This is a genomic window from Clostridium thermopalmarium DSM 5974 (genome assembly GCF_002995795.1).
Classification (GTDB): Bacteria; Bacillota; Clostridia; order Clostridiales; family Clostridiaceae; genus Clostridium_H; species Clostridium_H thermopalmarium.
In genome coordinates, this window is the sequence record NZ_PVXN01000012.1 from 36,969 (window position 1) to 56,672 (window position 19,704).

The window sequence follows — 19,704 nt, forward strand, 5'->3', positions numbered from 1 at the left end:
TTTTTTTCATAAGTTGCTAGGTAACATTCATATATTATTCTAGGGGTGCAAAGAATTGGATAATTAAATGGTGTCTTAAAATGATAGGGGGAAGAACATGGTTAGTGAAAAAAATATGATAAGAGGTCTTACAAATGCAGAAGCCGAAAAAAGATTAAAGGAGTATGGGCTAAATGCACTACAGAAAAAAAAGAAACTTTCACCTATAAAAATATTTTTAGAACAATTTAATGATTTCATAATTTGGGTATTACTAGCAGCTACTATATTGTCAGCTCTTATAGGAGAGGAAGCAGATGCTATAACTATAATCATTATAGTCATTATGAATGCTATTTTAGGTTTTATTCAGGAATTTAGAACTGAGAAATCTTTAGAAGCATTAAAAAGTCTTGCAGCACCTACAGCAAAAATAATTAGAAATGGTGAAATAAAAGTAATCAATGCAGAATTTTTGGTTCCAGGAGATTTAGTAATTTTAGAAAGTGGAGATAGAGTACCGGCAGACTGCATACTTCTTGAGGGAAATAATATTCTTGCAGATGAATCTTTGCTTACTGGAGAGTCTGTAGGAGTAGAAAAGAGTTTGAATAATAAAAATAATAGCGTCTATATGGGAACCATAATACTTAGAGGAAAAGGAAAAGCGCGAGTGGTTAAGACTGGAATGCAAACTGAAATGGGCAAAATAGCTAATATGCTAGACAGCATAGAAACTGAAAAGTCTCCTTTAAAGAAAAAGCTAACTTCCCTAGGTAAAGTAATGGTTGTAGTATGTATAGCTATTTGTGCTCTGGTGACTTTACTTGGAATTGCTAGAGGACAGGATAAGTATCAAATGTTTTTGCTCGGAGTAAGCTTGGCAGTTGCTGCGATTCCAGAGGGAATGGCTGCTATAGTTACAGTGGCTCTAGCCTTAGGTGTTTCTAGAATGCTAAAAAGAAATGCTCTTGTAAGAAAACTTCCTGCTGTAGAAACTTTAGGATGTACATCAATAATATGTAGTGATAAGACAGGGACTCTTACACAAAATAATATGACCGTAGAAAAAATATATTATAATAATAAGCTTTATGATATTAAAGAAAAAAATGAGACAAACTTTGAAATTCTAAAAAAGGCTTTTGTATATTGTAATGATTGTGGGTATGATTTTAGTCAAAAGGATTTTGAAAAATCACTGCTTGGTGATCCAACGGAAACAGCGTTAATAAAAGCTTTTTTTAATAAAAGTAGTGATATAAAAGAATTTTTAAGCAAGGGAAAGAGAATTTATGATATACCTTTTGATTCTAATAGAAAAATGATGTCTGTAATAATAGAAGAAGGAATAAAAAAGAGATGCTATGTTAAAGGGGCTCCAGAGAGAGTAATAGAAAGATGTAACTATATTTTGATAAATAATGAAGTAGTTCCTTTTAAATGGGAATATAAAAATAGGGTCATAAAGCAAGTTGAAGAAATGTCTTACAATGCTTTAAGATGTATAGCTGCTGCTTATAAGGACTCAGATATATCTAAAGGAAGTAATTTAGAGAATAATTTAATCTTTATAGGGGTAGCAGGCATGAAAGATCCTCCAAGGAGAGAGGCAAAGGATGCTGTATTAAAGTGTAAAATGGCTGGAATAAGACCAGTTATGATTACAGGAGATCATAAAAACACTGCTTATGCTATTGCAAAAGAATTAGGTATATGTAAAAGAGAAGAAGAAGTAATTACAGGAGAAGAATTAGACAAGTTATCTGAAAAAGAACTGAATAATAGAATAGATAAACTCTTTGTATTTGCAAGGGTTAGTCCTAAACATAAATTGAGAATTGTAAAGGCATTTAAGAAAAAAAATAACATAGTAGCCATGACTGGCGATGGAGTAAATGATGCTCCGGCTGTAAAGGAAGCAGATATAGGTATATCTATGGGAATATCAGGAACAGATGTTACTAAGGAAGCTTCATCTATGATATTATTAGATGATAATTTTGCTACTATAGTTTCAGCTGTGGAAGAGGGACGAATTATATATGACAATATAAGAAAATTTATAAGATATTTGCTATCCTGCAATTTAGGAGAAGTTCTTACAATGTTTTTAGCATCCTTATTCTATTTAGAAACACCTCTTCTTCCGATACAAATATTACTTGTAAATTTAGCCACTGATGGACTTCCGGCTATAGCTCTTGGAGTAGATCCTCCTGATAAAGATATAATGCTTCAAAGGCCAAGAGCAAAAGATGAAAGTGTGTTTGCAAGGGGATTAAAGGAGAAAATTTTGCTAAGAGGAAGCTTAATAGGAGTATGCACAATATTAGCTTTCCTAACAGGAAAATACTATGGTATGAATCTAAATGCTTGTAGAACTTTAGCACTAGGAACATTAATAATGTCACAGCTAATTCATGTATTTGAATGCAGATCTGAAAAACACTCTATCTTTGAAATTAAGTTATTTACAAATATATACCTTGTAGGAGCTGTTTTAGTATCAGTTTGTATGCTTTTGGCTATAATATATGTGCCATTTTTGAGAAACATATTTCATACAGTGGCTTTAAATTTAGGACAATGGGCTATAATCTTATTTTACTCAGGAACTATTTCATTTATAAACAGTCTATATTTATTTATGAGAAAAAGATAAAAACGTTGACGAAGGCCAACGTTTTTATCTATATTTTATTTTTTGAGCCTGCTGGATTTTTTTAATGGCATCTCCTTCAATAGGAACTAATTGACCTTTAGTAGTCATATTCAATATATTAAGAATTTTAATGGTTTCTCTGTCGCTTTTACCTTTTTTACCTTTTAGTCCTTGGATTATTAAAGAATGACCTTGAGCTATTGTCATGAATTTTGGCTTTTTAAACCATCTATTTGTTTTATAGTAACATTTAATTATATTTTTACTTCTATCAGGTTTAATTAATATAGATACTACTAATTTATGAAAAATTCCTAATATGGATTTTTCCTGAATTTTTATTGACATGACCTTACCTTGAGCTTGAGTAATTCTATCACCATATTTTCTTAAGTAATTTTTAGTATAATTTTCAGCTAATTTTTCTCTAAAACCCATATAAATAACTCCTTTACAAATGATTTCTATGTTTCTATGAATGAATTAAAAGAACTATTATAACTAGACTTTATTATATCATAGTATTATTTTTTTTAAAACAATTAATTATAGCTTAACCCAATATGAGCAAATACATACAGAATTCTCTAATATATTAAGAATGTAATAATTAATTAAATATTTATATCAATTTTGTTCCTAAATTAATAAATATAGAATATTAATATAGTAAGTGTGATGAAAGGGAGGGATAGAATGATGGAGTTATCATCCCAAGATGTTATATATAATATTGATTTTAAAGATATTGACTTAAGAGAAGATAAACTTGATTTACCTGAATATAAATGGGAGGTTTATGAAAATATTAGGACAGCTTTAGAGATAGAAGATGAGGGATATAATGTTTATTTAATAGATGATTTTTCTAAAGTAAAATTAAAAAATCTTAAAGAGTATATAGAAGAAATTCTTAAAAATAGAGATAAACCCAAAGATATATGCTATGTAATAAAAGAAGATCCAGAAAAGCCTTATCCTCTATATATATCAAACGGAAAAGGACACTTATTCAAAAAAACTATAGAAGAAATTCAAAATTTTTATTTTAAATCTATATATGAATTTTATAATAGTTCTACAAATAAAAAGAAAGAAGAGATAATTGAAAATATACAAAAAAAGAGAAGCGAACTTATAAACGAACTTATGAGTAACGCTCATAAACAGGGATTTGATTTAAGATCAACAACTAGAGGATTTACATTTATTCCAATAACTAATGGAGAAATTATGACTGAAAAAGAATATGATGCTCTTGAACCTAAAAGTAAAGAAGAAATATTAAAGAAGGTTAATGATCTTAAAATAAAATCTGCAGAAATACTAGATTCATTAAAAAATATAGAAACAGTAGAAGTAGAAAAGATAAAAAAAATAATGAATGAGTTTTTAAAAGAACAATCAAATAGAATAAAGGAAAAGTACAGAAAAGAGTTTTATGAAGATGAAGAAGTAGTAAAATTTCTAGATGAAATGTGTGAAGAAATAGAGAATGATGCATGTCATAATTATTCAATGATATATGAAGATGATGAAGATAAAATAAATGAGATAATTATGAGATATGATGTTAATATTCTTGTCGATAACAGCAAGTATGATAAACCAAGAGTTATATTTGAAGAGGATCCTAATGTAATAAATTTATTAGGAAACATAGAATATAAAAATCAAAACGGAACTTACGTTACAGATTTATCTTTAATTAAAGGAGGAAGTGTTCTTAAAGCTAATGAAGGATGCCTTATAATCAGAGCCAATAGTCTTTTATCTAATCCAACAGCCTATTATAATTTAAAAAAGACTATTATGAGTGGAAAACTTAATTTTAATTACAATAGAGGATATGCAGAACTAATATCTTTAAGTAGCTTAGATCCAGAACCTATTAAATTAAAACAAAAGATAATTATGATTGGAGATTATGAAACCTATGATATTTTATTTAACTATGATGAAGATTTTAAAAAGATATTCAAAATTAAAGCTCAATATAATCCTATAGTTAATATTGACCATGATACAAAGTTTTCATTAATAAACAACATTAATAGGTTATGTGATGGTGGAAGATTGAAGAAATTAGATGAAGAGGCTATAAAAGAAGTTGCTAAATATTTATCTCGAAAGGCTGAAAATAGAAATAAATTTTATATAGATAATGATGAAATAAGGAGAATTATTACTATATGTAGTAATAAAGTAGAAAGAGAAGGAAAAGAAATTATTACTAAAGATGATATAATTAAAATAATATATAAAGAAGATTTAATAGAAAAAGAAATAAGAGAGTATTATGAAGAAAAAAAAATACTTTTAAGTGTAAAAGGTAAGCGAATAGGACAGATAAATGGCCTTTCTGTAGTTAGTACAGGATACCTGAGCTTTGGAAAGCCTATAAGAATAACCTGCTCTTGTTGTAAAGGAGAAGGAGAGATAATAGATGTACAAAAGCAAAGCGATTTAAGTGGAAACATTCATAGTAAGGCAGTAAATATTTTAAAGGGATATATTAATGAGATATTGGGAAGATATGATAAGTTACCGGTTAATTTTCATTTAAGTTTCGAACAGATATATGGGAAAATAGATGGGGATAGTGCTTCTGTAGCTGAGTTAATTAGTATGATTTCTGCTTTGAGCAATATGCCAATAAAACAGAACATTGCAGTTACTGGATCTATAAATCAATTTGGAGATGTTCAAGCAATAGGTGGAGTTAACGAAAAAATTGAGGGGTTTTTTAAAGTGTGTAAGGTTGTAGATTCAATTGAAGGCAAAGGAGCATTGATTCCATATTCTAATAAAATGGACTTAATTCTAAACGATGAAGTAGAAAATGCTATAAAAGATGGAAAATTTCACATATACACTATGAATACAGTAAAGGATGCTATAAATATTTTAATGGGAGACTATGATGAAGTGATGAATAATGTAAAAAAGGAACTTAAGAAATACGGAAAGAAAGGAAAAACATTTAGCAGATAAAGTTAAAACGTAACAAATTAGAGGTTAGCAAATTGAAAGTCAGAATTTTTAGGGTAGAATTTAAAGGTTAAAGTGTAAAGTAAAAAGCTATAGCTTTTTACTTTACACTTTTAAGCTTTTTTATACATTGAATCTAAAGTTTACAATATCTCCGTCTTGCATAATATAGTCTTTACCTTCTAATCTGTAAAAGCCTTTTTCTTTAGCGGCAGCTTCAGATCCACATTCTATAAGTTTATCATAGGATATGATTTCTGCTCGTATAAAGCCTCTTTCGATATCTGTATGAATTTTACCAGCAGCTTTAGGCGCTTTAGTACCTTTTTTTATAGTCCAAGCTCTAACTTCATCTTTACCAGCTGTTAAAAAGCTTATAAGACCTAAAAGAGAGTAGCTTGAACGAATAAGCTTGTTAAGTCCTGGCTCTGTAAGGCCATACTCGGATAGCAATTCGTCTCTTTCATTATCTTCAAGAGAGGATAGCTCTTCTTCTATTTTTGCACATATAGTTATTACCTCAGAATTTTCTTCTTTTGCATATTCTTTAACTGCTTTTACAAAGGCATTTTCAGAGTTTCCAGATATAAGATCATCTTCAGATATATTAGCAACATATAATATAGGCTTTGAAGTAATTAAAAATAAACCCTTTACAATGGCTTTTTCTTCATCGGTAAATTGCATTGTTCTAACTGGTTTATTAGATTCAAGATGAGCTTTAATTCTCTCCATTACTTCAAGCTCAAACTTTGCATCTTTAATTCCACCTCGAACAGCCTTAACTCCTTTTTCAATTCTTCTTTCAAGGACTTCAAGGTCTGCTAATATGAGCTCAAGATTTATTGTTTCTATATCGCGTATAGGATCAATAGAACCTTCAACATGAACTATGTTATCATCTTGAAAACATCTTACAACATGAACTATAGCTTCTACTTCTCTAATATGGGATAAAAATTTATTTCCAAGTCCTTCACCTTTACTAGCCCCTTTTACAAGACCTGCAATATCATAAAACTCTACGGTAGCATATATTTTCCTTTTGGGATTGTATATTTTTTCAAGCACGTCCAATCTCTTATCTGGAACAGTTACTACTCCAACATTAGGTTCGATAGTACAAAATGGGTAGTTTGCAGATTCTGCTCCGGCCTTTGTTATGGCATTAAACAAAGTGCTTTTTCCAACATTAGGTAGACCAACAATTCCTAATTTCATCTATGTACATTCCTTTCTTATCATTTATTATAATATTCTAGTAAATTATACTCTAGATTAAATTTCATTGCAAGAAAGACGCTTTTATAATAATTTATTGAATATTAAAATTAATTGTATTAAAAAACTAATTTTAAAGAAGGAAATTTCTAATGAGTATAGAATAATAACATCTAGTGGTTAAAAGTGGAGTGAAGTGGAGAGAAAATGATTATTAGGGGTGGAAAATGTTCATAGGAGAATATACGCATTCTTTAGACAGTAAAAATAGAATGATAATTCCTTCTAAGTTTAGAGAAAATTTAGGTGATAGATTTGTATTGACTAAAGGTCTTGATGGATGCTTATATATTTATCCTATGGATGAGTGGAAAATACTAGAACAAAAGCTAAAAGAACTCCCACTAACAAGTAAAGATGCTAGAGCATTTATAAGATTTTTCTTTTCCGGAGCTAATGAAGTAACTTTAGATAAGCAAGGAAGGGCATTAATACCTCAAAGTCTTCTAGAATATGCTCAAATAAATAAGGAAATAGTAAGTATTGGGGTAATGACCAGAATTGAAATATGGGGAAAGGAAAAATGGGAAGAATACAATTCTTCAAATATTGATTTTAATGAAATAGCAGAAAAGATGAGTGAACTTGGAATATAGAAAAGGAGAATAGTATGGAATTTAAACATGTATCAGTATTATTAAAAGAAGTTATAGAAGCTTTGAATATAAAAGAAAATGGCATCTATGTGGATTGTACTTTAGGAGGAGCAGGACATTCAAGTGAAATACTTAAGAGACTATCGCAAGAAGGAAGACTTATTGGAATAGATCAGGATATAAATGCTATAAAAGCTGCTAAAGAAAGATTAAAAGGATATAGTAATGTAACCTATGTGCACGATAATTTTTATAACATAGACCATATTTTAAAAGAACTTAATATAGATGGCGTAGATGGAGTTTTAATGGATTTAGGAGTTTCTTCTTATCAATTAGATACTGCTGAAAGGGGATTTAGCTATATGAAAGATGCTCCTCTTGATATGAGAATGAATACGGAGGACAGTATTTCAGCTTATGAAATTGTGAACGAATATAGTGAAGAGGATCTTTTTAGAATTATAAGAGACTATGGAGAAGAAAGATTCGCAAAAAAAATAGCTAGAAATATAGTAAGTTCAAGAGAGATAAAGCCTATTCAAACTACATTAGAACTAGTAGATATTATAAAAAGATCTATACCAATTAAATTTCAGCAGGGAGGCCATCCAGCTAAAAAAACTTTTCAGGCTATAAGGATAGAAGTAAATAAAGAACTTGAAATATTAAATAAAGCTGTAGAAGATAGCATAAAAAATTTAAACTCAGGTGGAAGGATTGCTATAATAACTTTTCATTCTTTAGAGGATAGAATAATAAAGACTAAATTTAAAGAACTTCAAAATCCATGTACTTGTCCAAAAGAATTTCCTGTATGCGTATGTGGTAAAAAGCCTATTATAGATATAATTACTAAAAAGCCAATTGAACCTTCGGAAGAAGAAAAAAATTCAAATTCAAGAAGTAAAAGTTCAAAACTGAGAGTTGCAGAAAAAATATAGTTCTAAAACTAGGATGGAGGGAATAAATTGATAATAAATAATAGAAATAATATAAATGGTAACAATGCTTTAGCACCCCAAAAGATATATTCTAGACAAATTGATTATGATAAACAAAGAGATTTAGAAAAACTAAAAAAGGAGCACATTAAAATTAATAAACAAAAATCGGTAAACAAGAAAGTAACAATTTTAAGAAACATTATATTTTGTTTTATTATTGGAATCGCTGTAGTATACAGATATTCAATAATATACAATATCGAAAAAGATATATTAGATGTGAAAAGTGAGATTTCTACAGTAAATTCAGAAAACGAAAATTTAAAAATTGGATTACTAAAGTATAGCAATATTAAAGAAATAGAGAATAATGCAGTGAAAAACTTAAATATGTTTCCTAAGAACGAATCTAATATTGTGTACATAGACTTGGAAAAAAATAACTTTAAGAGTTTTTCAAAAGAAGATGTTAAAGAAAATGAGGGGATGATTGAGAGATTAAAAAAGATTTTATATTAACGGAGGTAAAAAGTGTGATTAAAAAGGAATATAGAGATAAAGTTATAGTAAAGCGAAGGATGCTAATAGTTTTCGGCATACTTTTGCTTTTGTTTTTTGGACTAACAATTAGACTAGGATATATTATGATAATAAAATCTGCAAAGTATAAAAATATTGCTACAGACCAGTGGACAAGTGAAGTTAAAATCGAGGCAAGAAGAGGAAGGATTTTGGATAGAAATGGTCAAGAGTTAGCAGTAAGTGCTAACGTATATAGAGTTGATTTAGATATGAATACTCTAAGACAAACAAAGGCAAAATATGAAATTGATGACGAAGAAATAGCATCAGCATTAGCTACAGCTCTTAATATGGACAAGGAAGAAGTACTCAAAACTCTAAAAAAGACTCTGCCGAGCGGACTGCCTATCGGTTCAGCTACTTTAAAAAGAAGGATTGAAAAGGAAGAGGCAGATAAGGTCAGAAACATTGAAATTAAAGGACAAAAATTGAGAGGAGTTATAGTATCGCCTGATACAAAAAGATATTACCCTAATGGGAATTTCCTAGCTCATGTATTAGGACATACAAGATCAGATGGAGAGGGCTTAACAGGCGTAGAATTGACCTATAATAAATATTTAGCAGGGATTCCAGGAGTAAAAATTGCAGAGACGGATAACAAAAGTCAAGATCTTCCTTATACAATTTCAGAATACACAAAGCCTGTACCTGGGAAAGATGTAGTACTTACTATAGACGAAATGATACAACACTTTGCTGAGAAAGCGGCAGAGCAAGCTCTAATTGATAATAAGGCTAAAGCGGTCACTATTATAGTGATGAATCCTAAAAATGGGGAAGTACTTGCTATGGCTAATAAACCAGACTATAATCCTAATTCTCCTTGGGAAGAAGGAAAGACATATGAAGAACTCCAAAAGAATTGGAGAAATAGAGCTGTCAGTGATACTTTTGAACCAGGTTCTATCTTCAAGGTTATAACAGCTGCTGCTGCTTTAGAAGAAAAAGTGGTAGATGAAGACAGTTATGAAATTACCTGCGGAGGAGGTACAACAATTGGAAAAAGAACAATTCACTGTTGGAAAAGAACTGGTCATGGAACAGAAACATTTGCTGATATACTTAAAAACTCATGTAATGTAGGATTTATGGACTTAGGAAGAAAGTTAGGAGCAGAAAAGCTAAATAAACATATACAACTTTTTGGATTAGGTGAAAAAACCGGAATAGATCTTCCAGGAGAGGCTAAGGGAATAATTAAGAAAACTGAAAATATAAGTGATACAGATTTAGCTACCATATCTTTTGGTCAGACAAATACATTAACAGCTATACAGTATATGAGAGCTTTAAATGCGATAGCTAACGGAGGATACTTAATAAAACCTCATGTAGTAAAAGAAATAGTTCATTATGATGAAAATAATAAAAGAATAGTTGATGTGAATTTTAATAATATAGAACAGGAAAAGAAAAAAATTGAAGATGAAGAGATAATGGCTAAATTAAGAGGATATTTAGAGAAGGTAGTATCCGAAGGTGGAGGACAAAATGCTTTTGTAGATGGATATAAAATAGCTGGTAAGACAGGAACGGCACAAAAGGTTGTAAATGGTAAATATGCTGCAGGCAAGTATATTGCATCTTTTGGAGGTATGGCACCAGCTGATGATCCTAAAATTACTGTGTTTGTATCTATCGATGAACCGGATCCATCTAAATACTATGCTGGACAGATTGCTGCACCAGTTGCAAAACAGGTATTTACTGATATATTTAATTATATGGCTTTAAATAGCAGCGATGCTGATAAAGTTATGGTTAGAAATGTAACTGTTCCTGAAGTAAGAGGACTAAAAAAAGAAGAGGCCATAAAAGTCTTAAAAGATGCTAAACTAAGTTATGAAATAACCAACGAGGGTGAATATATAGTAGATATGACGCCTAAACCAGGTTATGCTGTAAGCGAAGGCGGCAAAATAGTACTTTACAGCGGGAACACACAAAACTATAATAAGGAAGTGGTAGTACCAAATCTTAAAGGATATGATAAGGATAAAGCCATAGAACTTCTTAAAAGCCTTGGAATTGAGGCTAAGATTATTGGAGAAGGAGTAGTCTCTGAGCAGAGCATATCAGCAGGAAGTAAAGTCAATAGAGGTACTGCTACAATAGTTTTAACTCTTAATGAGTTTGGAGATTAAAAGGAGAGAACTTTAGAAAGTTTTAAGTTAAAGATAATATGTGATTAGCATAGTTATGCTAATCACATTAATTGTTAATTAAGAGGTGATTAATATGAAGCTTTCAGAAATGTTGCAAGGATTAGAGTATAGTATTGTTCAAGGAAACATAGATTTAGACGTAAAGGAAGTTCAATATGACTCAAGAAAAGTCAAGAAAGAAGATTTATTTATTTGTATTGAAGGATTTAATGTTGATGGACACAAATATATAGGTAGTGCTATTAAAAATGGTGCTACAGCTATAGTTTGCAGTAAGGACTTAGAGGATTGTTTAAATTGTACTGTAATAAAAGTTAAAGATACAAGAAAGGCCCTTGCTATAATATCAAATAATTTCTACAAAAATGCAGTAGAGGCAATAAAATTAATAGGAATTACAGGAACAAATGGTAAAACAACTTCTACATATATGATTAAATCAATTTTAGAACATGCTGGATATAATGTAGGTCTTATAGGAACTATAGCCAATTATATTGGAAAGGAAAAAATTAAATCAGAAAGAACTACTCCTGAATCTTTAGAACTTCATGAATTATTTAACAAAATGAGGAAAAAAGGCGTAGACTATTGTGTAATGGAAGTATCTTCTCACTCTTTAAGTTTAAATAGAGTTTATGGATTAAATTTTTCACAGGCTGTATTTACTAATTTAACTCAGGACCACTTAGATTTTCATAAAACCTTTGAAAATTATTACAATGCTAAACTTGAATTATTTAAAAATGCAAAAAGTTCTATAATTAATGTAGATGATATATATGGAAGAAAGATGCTTAAAGATATACCACAATCTAGTGAAGTACTAACTTATTCCCTTGAAAGTGGAGATTTAATTGCAAAAAATATTATAAACCATTCAAGAGGAGCAGAATTTGACTTATATTATAAGAATAATTGTATACATATTCAGCTAAGTATTCCAGGAAGATACAATGTTTATAATGCCTTATGTAGTGCTGGAGCATGTATTAAAGAAGGAATTTCGTTAGAAAAGATAAAAGAAGGGCTTCAAAAGGTAGTTGTTCCTGGAAGATGTGAAATAGCAACAAAAGATTACGATTTAGGATTTGATGTTATTATTGATTATGCTCATACTCCTGATGGGTTAGAAAATATATTAAAAACAGCAAGAGAATTTACAAAAGGAAGATTAATAAGCGTATTTGGGTGCGGAGGAGATAGAGACAAGACTAAAAGACCTATAATGGGTAAAATAGGTTCTGAATTGTCGGATATAGCTATAATTACATCTGATAATCCAAGAACTGAAGAACCTCTGCTTATATTAAAAGATATTGAGATGGGAATAGAAAAGGACAATTATATTTTAATTGAAAACAGGAAAGAAGCTATAAAAAAAGCTATGGAGATAGCTGAAAAAGGTGATGTTATAGTTGTTGCTGGTAAAGGACATGAGGACTATCAGATACTAAAGGATAAAGTTATACATTTTGATGAAAGAGAAGTAATAAGAGATATTATAAAGGAGTTGTTTTAATTGGAATCACTAAGTTTTGAAGAAATTGTTGAAGCAATAAATGGAAAAGTATACATAAATGCTGGTAATAATAAATATAATAATTTAAGTACAGATACAAGAAAAATATGCAAAGATAGTATATTTATATCTTTAAAGGGCAAGAATTTCAATGGAAATGATTATATAGAAGAAGCCAGTAAAAAAGGTGCCAATCTTTGCATAGTTGATGAAATAAAATTTAAAAGTAAAGATTTAAGCAAAGATACTTCTATTATCTTAGTAGATGATACAAAAGAAGCTTTGTTAAACTTAGCAGAGTATTACAGAAGTAAGTTAAAAGTAAAAGTAATAGGAATAACAGGATCAACAGGAAAGACATCTACTAAGGATTTAACTGCTGCAGCTTTAAGTTCTAAATTCAAGGTTTTTAAAACAAAAGGTAACTTTAATAATGAAATAGGCCTTCCTTTAATGATATTTGAACTAGATAACAGTTATGATATAGCAGTTTTAGAAATGGGCATGAGTAACTTAGGAGAAATACACAGGTTAGCAAAAACTGCAAGACCAAATGTTGCTATAATAACTAACATAGGAATATCGCATATTGAAAATTTAAAAACTAGAGAAAATATTTTAAAAGCAAAGATGGAAATTACAGATTTTTTCACTAAGGATAATGTATTAATAGTAAATGGAGAAAATGATTTATTATCAACTATTTCTTCAAGAGAGTATAAAATAGTGAAAATTGGATTTAAAGAAGGAGACTTTAAGGCTATCGATATATTTACAGATGAAGAACACGTTGAATTTACTGTAGATGATGGAATAGAGAAGGAGAGGTTTAATATACCAGTTCCAGGTAAGCATAATGTACTAAATTCCTTATTAGCAATTGCAGCTGGTCGAATTATGAATATAGAATATGATAAATTAAAAGAAGGAATTAAAAATTTGAGTTTTACGTCAATGAGATTAGATATAATAAAAGGAAATAAATTCACTATAATCGATGATTGCTATAATGCAAGTCCTGATTCTATGAAAGCGGCTCTTGATGTAATGAGTACTATGAAGGTTGGTAGAAAGATAGCGGTACTTGGAACTATGAAAGAGCTAGGAGATGAGTCTTATAAATTTCACATGGAAGTTGCTAAATATGCTAAGGATAAGGGAATAGATTTACTTGTTACTATAGGAGAATTTAATAAGGCATATAAAGAAGGATTTAATGATGATGATAAATTTAAGGAGTTTGACAATGTAGAGGATGCTTGTGAATTTTTAGAGGCTAATATCAAAGATAAAGATGGTATATTGATAAAAGCTTCAAGAAGTATGAAATTTGAAACTATAGTAAACAAGCTTAAAGCTAAAAACTGCTAAAGGAGATAGAACTATGAGTTTGATGATTTATTCAGTATTAGTAGCATTTATTATATCTATACTTCAGGGACCTATATTAATACCTCTATTGCATAAACTGAAATTTGGTCAAAATATAAGAGATGAAGGGCCTCAAAGTCATAAAAAGAAGTCTGGAACGCCTACTATGGGTGGAATTATATTCATTCTTTCTAGTATAATAACAGTATTTATTGTATTAAAGAAACCAGGATTTGAAACTTTACTTGCAATATTTGCTTTTGTGGCTTTTGGAATAATAGGGTTAGTCGATGATTTATTAAAAATAATACATAAAAAAAATGAAGGATTAAAGGCGTATCAAAAAATGTTATTACTCCTTATCGTGTCATCGATAATCGCTTTTTATGCATATAATGATCCTAAAATAGGTAGTAGTATAATAGTTCCTTTTATACACAAGACATGGAATTTGGGAGTTTTTTATGTACCATTCATAATATTGTATTTCGCAGCAACTACTAATGCTGTAAACTTAACAGATGGGTTAGATGGTTTAGCTACAAGTATTACTTTGCTTGTTATAACTTTTTTTGCTGTGGTATGCTATGCCACAGGTTATTATACGCTTTCTATATTCTGTGCTGCAATAGGTGGAGGACTTTTAGGGTTCTTAAGATATAATGCTCATCCAGCACAGATTTTTATGGGAGATACTGGTTCATTAGCGTTAGGAGGAGCAGTAGCGGTAGTGGCTATGATACTTAAACTTCCTTTAATAGTTATAATTGTTGGTGGTATTTATTTAGCAGAAACATTGTCTGTAATTCTCCAAGTTATATCTTTTAAGTTATTTGGAAAGAGAATTTTCAAGATGAGTCCTTTACATCATCATTTTGAACTAAGTGGATGGCATGAAACGAAAGTTGTTTCAGTATTTTCTATAGTAACAGTAATACTTTGCTTGATTGGCTTTTTGTCCTTAATGCAAATGAATAAGTTGACTTTATAATCAATCTAAATAGGAGGATATGTTATGGGAAAACCCAAAAATAAAATGGGTCAGGTTGATTTTGTGTTATTTACAACTATATTAATTTTAGTGGCAATAGGCATAATCATGGTATATAGTGCTAGCTCATATGCTTCACTGCACAGTAAAGCTTATAATTATGATGATATGTATTTTCTAAAAAAGCAGGGATTATGGGCAATTATAGGCAGTACTTTTATGATTATTGCTGAAAAAAGAGATTATCACAAACTAAAGAAAGATACAAAGTTTCTTATGATAGTAACAATAATTTTACTTTTTGCTGTATTTGCTTTTCCTGATAATCATGGAGCTAGAAGGTGGATATACCTTCCAGGAGGTGCTTCTATTCAGCCGTCAGAAATTGCTAAATATGTAGTTGTACTATATTTGGCTAAAAGCATAGAGCAAAAGGGTGAAAAGATAAAAACATTCAGATATGGTATTTTGCCGTATTTGTTGGTATCAGGTTTCTTTGCAGGTATAGTACTGATGGAAAAAAATCTTAGTATTGCATCAGTTATAATGATTGTTACAATGATTGTATTATTTGCATCAGGCTGCAGGATAAAGCATATGGCTATGCTGTTTTCATTTGTATTTGCGGCAGGAATAACTTTTACAGTAACTGAGTCATACAGAATGAAGAGGCTTCTAAGTTTCCTAGATCCATGGAAAGATCCAAAGGGAGATGGATATCAATTAATTCAATCTCTTTTAGCCTTGGGATCAGGGGGAATATTAGGAATGGGTATTGGAAAGTCAAGACAAAAGTGCTACTACATACCAGAACCTCACAATGATTTCATATTTTCAATTATTGGCGAGGAACTAGGATTAATAGGATGTATTATCATTATTTGCTTATTCTTAGTATTTATTTGGAGAGGAATTAGAACAGCTGTAAGAGCTAAAGATATATTTGGTACTTTATTGGCTATAGGAATAACAGGAGTAATTGCCGTTCAAGCTATAATAAACATAGCAGTTGTAACTGGATCAATGCCTGTTACAGGGGTACCATTACCTTTTATAAGCTACGGAGGATCTTCTCTAGTATTTAATTTAATTGCCATGGGAGTGCTTCTTAACATATCTAGGCAGACTAATTAAAACTTAAATAAAAAAGCATTGTTCACAGGAGCGATGCTTTTTTGTATTATAATTACAAATATATTAATTTAATTAAAAAAAGTATTAAACAAGTTTAATCTTAATATATTATGTGGTATTATAGAGATAGAAATTTTAAAAGCTTTGAAAGGATTCAATTATGAAAAGTAGCTTAATATCAAAAAACAACTTTCAAAATAAATATGGAGAAAATGAGCTGATTCAAAAAAGAAGGAAAAGAAAAAAAATAAAGAGATATATACTTTTAAGTATCCTGCTCATATCTATAAGTATTATATTATGTTTGAAATTGCCATATTTTAATATTAATACTATAGAGGTAGAAAATAATAGAAATATAACTTCTGATGAGATTATAAAGTTATCAAACATTGAAATAGGAAAAAATATTTTTTATATAAATCTGAAGCGTAGTAAGACAAATATAATGAAAAATTCGTATATATTGGACGTAAACATAAGAAGGCAGTTGCCTAATAAGATTAAAATTTATGTGGAAGAAAGAACAGCGGTTTTTTATATTAAAAAAGGTGAAAAATACCTTGTAGTAGATGATAGTGGGGTTATATTAGAAGAAAAACAAACAATAAATGGAATGAAACTTATTAGACTTGATGGATTTGATAAAGATGACTACAAGGTTGGAGAAGTGATTAAAGCACAGGATACTAGAAAAATAAAAATTATAACTGAAATAACTGAGCTTATTAAGAATTTGAAAGAAGGTATACCAGAACCATCTATAGTGGATTTAACAGATTTAACGGATATAAGAATATGTTATGGTGACATGATAATTAAATTGGGGACAAGCGATAATATGGAAAAAAAATATAATATGGCTATAAATATTTTAATGTATAACAAATTGATAAATAAAAAAGGGTATATAGATGTAAGTTATAAAGGAGACCCAGTATTTTTTGTAGAAAGCTAGGAGGACCTTATATGAGTAAGTTACGTTCGCAAATATCTGTAGGTATTGTATGCGTACTTTTAGGATTTATGATAACCTATCAGTTAAAGTCAGTAATGAAGCAACAAAAGGAAACTGATGATAAAAGAAATGTAGCACAGATTACTATAGAAATGGAGCAGTTAAAAAAGCAAAAACAAAGTTTAGAGGATAAAGTAAGTGAACTTCAGGCTCAGATTAAAAGCTATGAAGATGCGGCTTCTAACAATGATGAGCTAACAAAAGAAATAGTGAAAAAGTTGGAAGATACGAGGATACTTACTGGAAGTGTGGCTGTAGAAGGAGAAGGTGCTATAATATATTTAACTCCTCAAAGTGAGTTTTTTGGAGGAACTATGGAAGGGCCAACTATTATAGATACAGATTTAATCAAGATTGTAAATGAATTAAATGCGGCAGATGCAGAAGCTATATCTATAAATGATATAAGAATTACATCTAGGACAGGTATAAGAAGTGCTGGTAATTATATTACAATAAATGATGAAAGAATTTCCCCGTATAGAAGAATTACTATTAAGGCCATAGGCAATAAAGCAAAGTTAAAGCAGGCCTTAGAGTTTCCAGAAGTTCTAGATGCAGGTTTCGATGGATATGAAGTAAAGTATGAAATAGTAGATAAAGTGCAGATTAACAAGTATGATAAGAGTTTAAAATTAGAATATGCTAAACCTATAGAAGATAAATAGAGGTGTTTTTATGATTATATTAATTGGACTTATATTAGGTACTATAATAGGAATATTCTGGGATATAACTATTCCTTTAAAGTTCTCGCCATATATTTCTGTTGCGATTTTTGCATGCTTAGATTCAGTTTTTGGGGCTATTAAAGCATCCATAGATAAAAAGTTTAGAGCAGACATATTTATTTCTGGTTTTTTTGGTAATGCTGTTTTAGCTGCTGCTCTTACCTATTTAGGAGATAAACTAGGTATGCCAATATATTTGGCAGCTATAATAGTATTTGGAGAGAGAATATTTAATAATTTCTCTTTAGTGAGAAGATTACTGCTAGAAAGGGCCAAGCCACATCAATGAGGTGATTAAATGAAGACTAATGAAGCTAATATATTTATTTTTATAGCTTCAATATTTATAGGAATACTAATAGCGTCTAATATGAACTTTAGTGAAGTTAATAATAAGGTACTTCTAACACCAGCAGAATATCAAGAAGTATATGATTATAACAGAAAGCTCACTAGTGACATTAAAAATTTAAATGAGAAATATAATGATTATTATGCTAAACTTCAAGCCTATAAAGAAAATAAAAATAATAAGGACCATGTATTAGATGAAATGAAGAAAGAAATATATAATAATGAGATTATACTAGGAAATATAGATGTTGAAGGGGAAGGAATATTAATAAATTTAAGCGATGCTAGTGATGAATTTCAAGAAAATGTAGTAGATCCAAGTGATTATTCTACTAGAATAGTACATGATTCTGATATTGTTAATGTAATAAATGAATTAAAGATTGCAGGAGCAGAAGCTATTTCACTTAATGGACAGAGAATAACTGATAGATCTAGTATATTATGTTGGGGAGTTTTTGTTGAATTGGATGGAATCAAGGTCCCTGGGCCTTTTAACATAAAAGCAATAGGAAATAAAGATAAGCTATATAGCTATATGGTAGCAGATGGTGGATATATATCTTTTCTAAAAATTAGAGGAATTAAAGTTGATATTAATAAGTATGATAAAATAAAAATTTTAGCTAGCGATAAAAGCTATGATTATAGTTTTATGAGGGAATTAAAAGAAAAATAACTTACAAGGAGACGATAAAAGTGTCAATAGAAGAAAGGGTTAATAATATTATTAATGAAATTCCGGAAAATGTTACCTTAGTTGCTGTTTCAAAGACTAGAAGTTTAGATGAAATGGAGGAAGCTTACAATGCTGGAATAAGAGACTTTGGTGAAAATAAAGTACAAGAACTTATAGAAAAAGAAGAAAAGTTCCATAAGGATGTAAAATGGCATTTAATTGGACATTTACAAACAAACAAAGTAAAGTATATTGTAGATAAGGTTTACTTAATACATTCATTAGATAGTATTAAATTATTAGATGAAATAGAAAAAAGATATTCTCAAAAGGGAAAGATAGCTAATGCTCTAATTCAGATAAACATAGGAAGAGATCCTAATAAAACCGGGATTTTATTAGAAGAATTGGATGATCTTATTGAAGCTTGTGAAAAGTGTAATAATGTTAAAATAAGAGGTCTTATGACTGTGCTTCCTAAAGAAAGCGAGGAAAAATGCAGAAAGTATTTTAATAATATGAAAAAACTATATGATTTATTGTCAAAAAAGAGTTATAATAATATAACAATGGAATATCTTTCTATGGGTATGACTGGAGACTACAAAATAGCTATTGAAGAAGGTGCCAATATTATTAGAATTGGCGAAGGAATATTTGGTAAAAGAATATATAATAATATTTAGGAGGGTATA

General features: G+C 29.7%; 17 protein-coding genes. 15 read left to right on the forward strand and 2 right to left on the reverse strand.

Annotated features, from left to right (window positions below):
* Positions 1-97: 97 nt before the first annotated feature.
* The gene (locus CPAL_RS03480; RefSeq protein WP_061857340.1) at positions 98-2,644 is read left to right on the forward strand and encodes a calcium-translocating P-type ATPase, SERCA-type; all 2,547 of its coding nucleotides are present in this window, start codon (positions 98-100) and stop codon (positions 2,642-2,644) included.
* A 24-nt stretch (positions 2,645-2,668) separates the two neighbouring features.
* Here CPAL_RS03480 and CPAL_RS03485 read toward each other — a convergent pair whose 3' ends face one another.
* Positions 2,669-3,082 (reverse strand): hypothetical protein, encoded by a 414-nt coding sequence (locus tag CPAL_RS03485; protein ID WP_061857341.1) that lies wholly within the window; start codon positions 3,080-3,082, stop codon positions 2,669-2,671.
* A gap of 261 nt (positions 3,083-3,343) precedes the next feature.
* On the opposite strand from CPAL_RS03485, the gene CPAL_RS03490 reads away from it, so the two are divergent.
* Entirely contained in the window at positions 3,344-5,638 is a 2,295-nt protein-coding gene (locus CPAL_RS03490; protein WP_061857597.1) for an AAA family ATPase, read from the forward strand.
* Positions 5,639-5,758: 120 nt separating this feature from the next.
* Here the strand turns inward: CPAL_RS03490 and ychF are convergent, their stop codons facing one another.
* The gene (gene ychF, locus CPAL_RS03495; protein WP_061857342.1) at positions 5,759-6,856 is read right to left on the reverse strand and encodes a redox-regulated ATPase YchF; all 1,098 of its coding nucleotides are present in this window, start codon (positions 6,854-6,856) and stop codon (positions 5,759-5,761) included.
* 227 nt (positions 6,857-7,083) lie between these two features.
* Here ychF and mraZ point away from each other — a divergent pair, with 227 nt between their 5' ends.
* From mraZ to CPAL_RS03560, 13 genes are all read left to right on the forward strand, one after another.
* Complete coding sequence (mraZ, locus tag CPAL_RS03500; RefSeq protein ID WP_061857343.1) at positions 7,084-7,512, forward strand: division/cell wall cluster transcriptional repressor MraZ; 429 nt, start codon at positions 7,084-7,086, stop codon at positions 7,510-7,512.
* A gap of 14 nt (positions 7,513-7,526) precedes the next feature.
* Positions 7,527-8,456: a 16S rRNA (cytosine(1402)-N(4))-methyltransferase RsmH gene (gene rsmH, locus CPAL_RS03505; protein WP_106024114.1), complete on the forward strand. Its 930-nt coding sequence runs from the start codon at positions 7,527-7,529 to the stop codon at positions 8,454-8,456.
* 27 nt (positions 8,457-8,483) lie between these two features.
* A complete protein-coding gene (locus CPAL_RS03510) occupies positions 8,484-8,978 on the forward strand; it encodes a hypothetical protein (protein ID WP_061857345.1) in 495 nt (164 codons plus the stop codon).
* Between the two features lie 14 nt (positions 8,979-8,992).
* Positions 8,993-11,188 (forward strand): stage V sporulation protein D, encoded by a 2,196-nt coding sequence (locus CPAL_RS03515; protein ID WP_061857346.1) that lies wholly within the window; start codon positions 8,993-8,995, stop codon positions 11,186-11,188.
* 94 nt (positions 11,189-11,282) lie between these two features.
* Complete coding sequence (locus tag CPAL_RS03520) at positions 11,283-12,731, forward strand: UDP-N-acetylmuramoyl-L-alanyl-D-glutamate--2,6-diaminopimelate ligase (RefSeq protein WP_106024115.1); 1,449 nt, start codon at positions 11,283-11,285, stop codon at positions 12,729-12,731.
* Positions 12,732-14,102, forward strand: coding sequence for a UDP-N-acetylmuramoyl-tripeptide--D-alanyl-D-alanine ligase (locus CPAL_RS03525; protein WP_106024116.1), 1,371 nt, complete (start codon positions 12,732-12,734; stop codon positions 14,100-14,102).
* A 13-nt stretch (positions 14,103-14,115) separates the two neighbouring features.
* Complete coding sequence (gene mraY / locus CPAL_RS03530) at positions 14,116-15,093, forward strand: phospho-N-acetylmuramoyl-pentapeptide-transferase (RefSeq protein ID WP_061857349.1); 978 nt, start codon at positions 14,116-14,118, stop codon at positions 15,091-15,093.
* A gap of 24 nt (positions 15,094-15,117) precedes the next feature.
* Positions 15,118-16,227: a stage V sporulation protein E gene (gene spoVE, locus CPAL_RS03535; RefSeq protein ID WP_106024117.1), complete on the forward strand. Its 1,110-nt coding sequence runs from the start codon at positions 15,118-15,120 to the stop codon at positions 16,225-16,227.
* 160 nt (positions 16,228-16,387) lie between these two features.
* Positions 16,388-17,185 carry a cell division protein FtsQ/DivIB gene (locus CPAL_RS03540; RefSeq protein ID WP_106024118.1) on the forward strand — a complete coding sequence of 266 codons (798 nt, stop codon included), beginning with the start codon at positions 16,388-16,390 and terminating at the stop codon, positions 17,183-17,185.
* An 11-nt stretch (positions 17,186-17,196) separates the two neighbouring features.
* Positions 17,197-17,913, forward strand: coding sequence for a DUF881 domain-containing protein (locus CPAL_RS03545; protein ID WP_061857352.1), 717 nt, complete (start codon positions 17,197-17,199; stop codon positions 17,911-17,913).
* A gap of 10 nt (positions 17,914-17,923) precedes the next feature.
* Positions 17,924-18,265, forward strand: coding sequence for a small basic family protein (locus tag CPAL_RS03550; protein WP_061857353.1), 342 nt, complete (start codon positions 17,924-17,926; stop codon positions 18,263-18,265).
* Between the two features lie 9 nt (positions 18,266-18,274).
* Complete coding sequence (locus CPAL_RS03555; RefSeq protein WP_106024119.1) at positions 18,275-19,009, forward strand: DUF881 domain-containing protein; 735 nt, start codon at positions 18,275-18,277, stop codon at positions 19,007-19,009.
* A 20-nt stretch (positions 19,010-19,029) separates the two neighbouring features.
* Positions 19,030-19,695, forward strand: a complete 666-nt coding sequence (locus CPAL_RS03560) for a YggS family pyridoxal phosphate-dependent enzyme (RefSeq protein ID WP_061857355.1) — start codon at positions 19,030-19,032, stop codon at positions 19,693-19,695.
* The last annotated feature ends 9 nt before the right edge of the window (positions 19,696-19,704 follow it).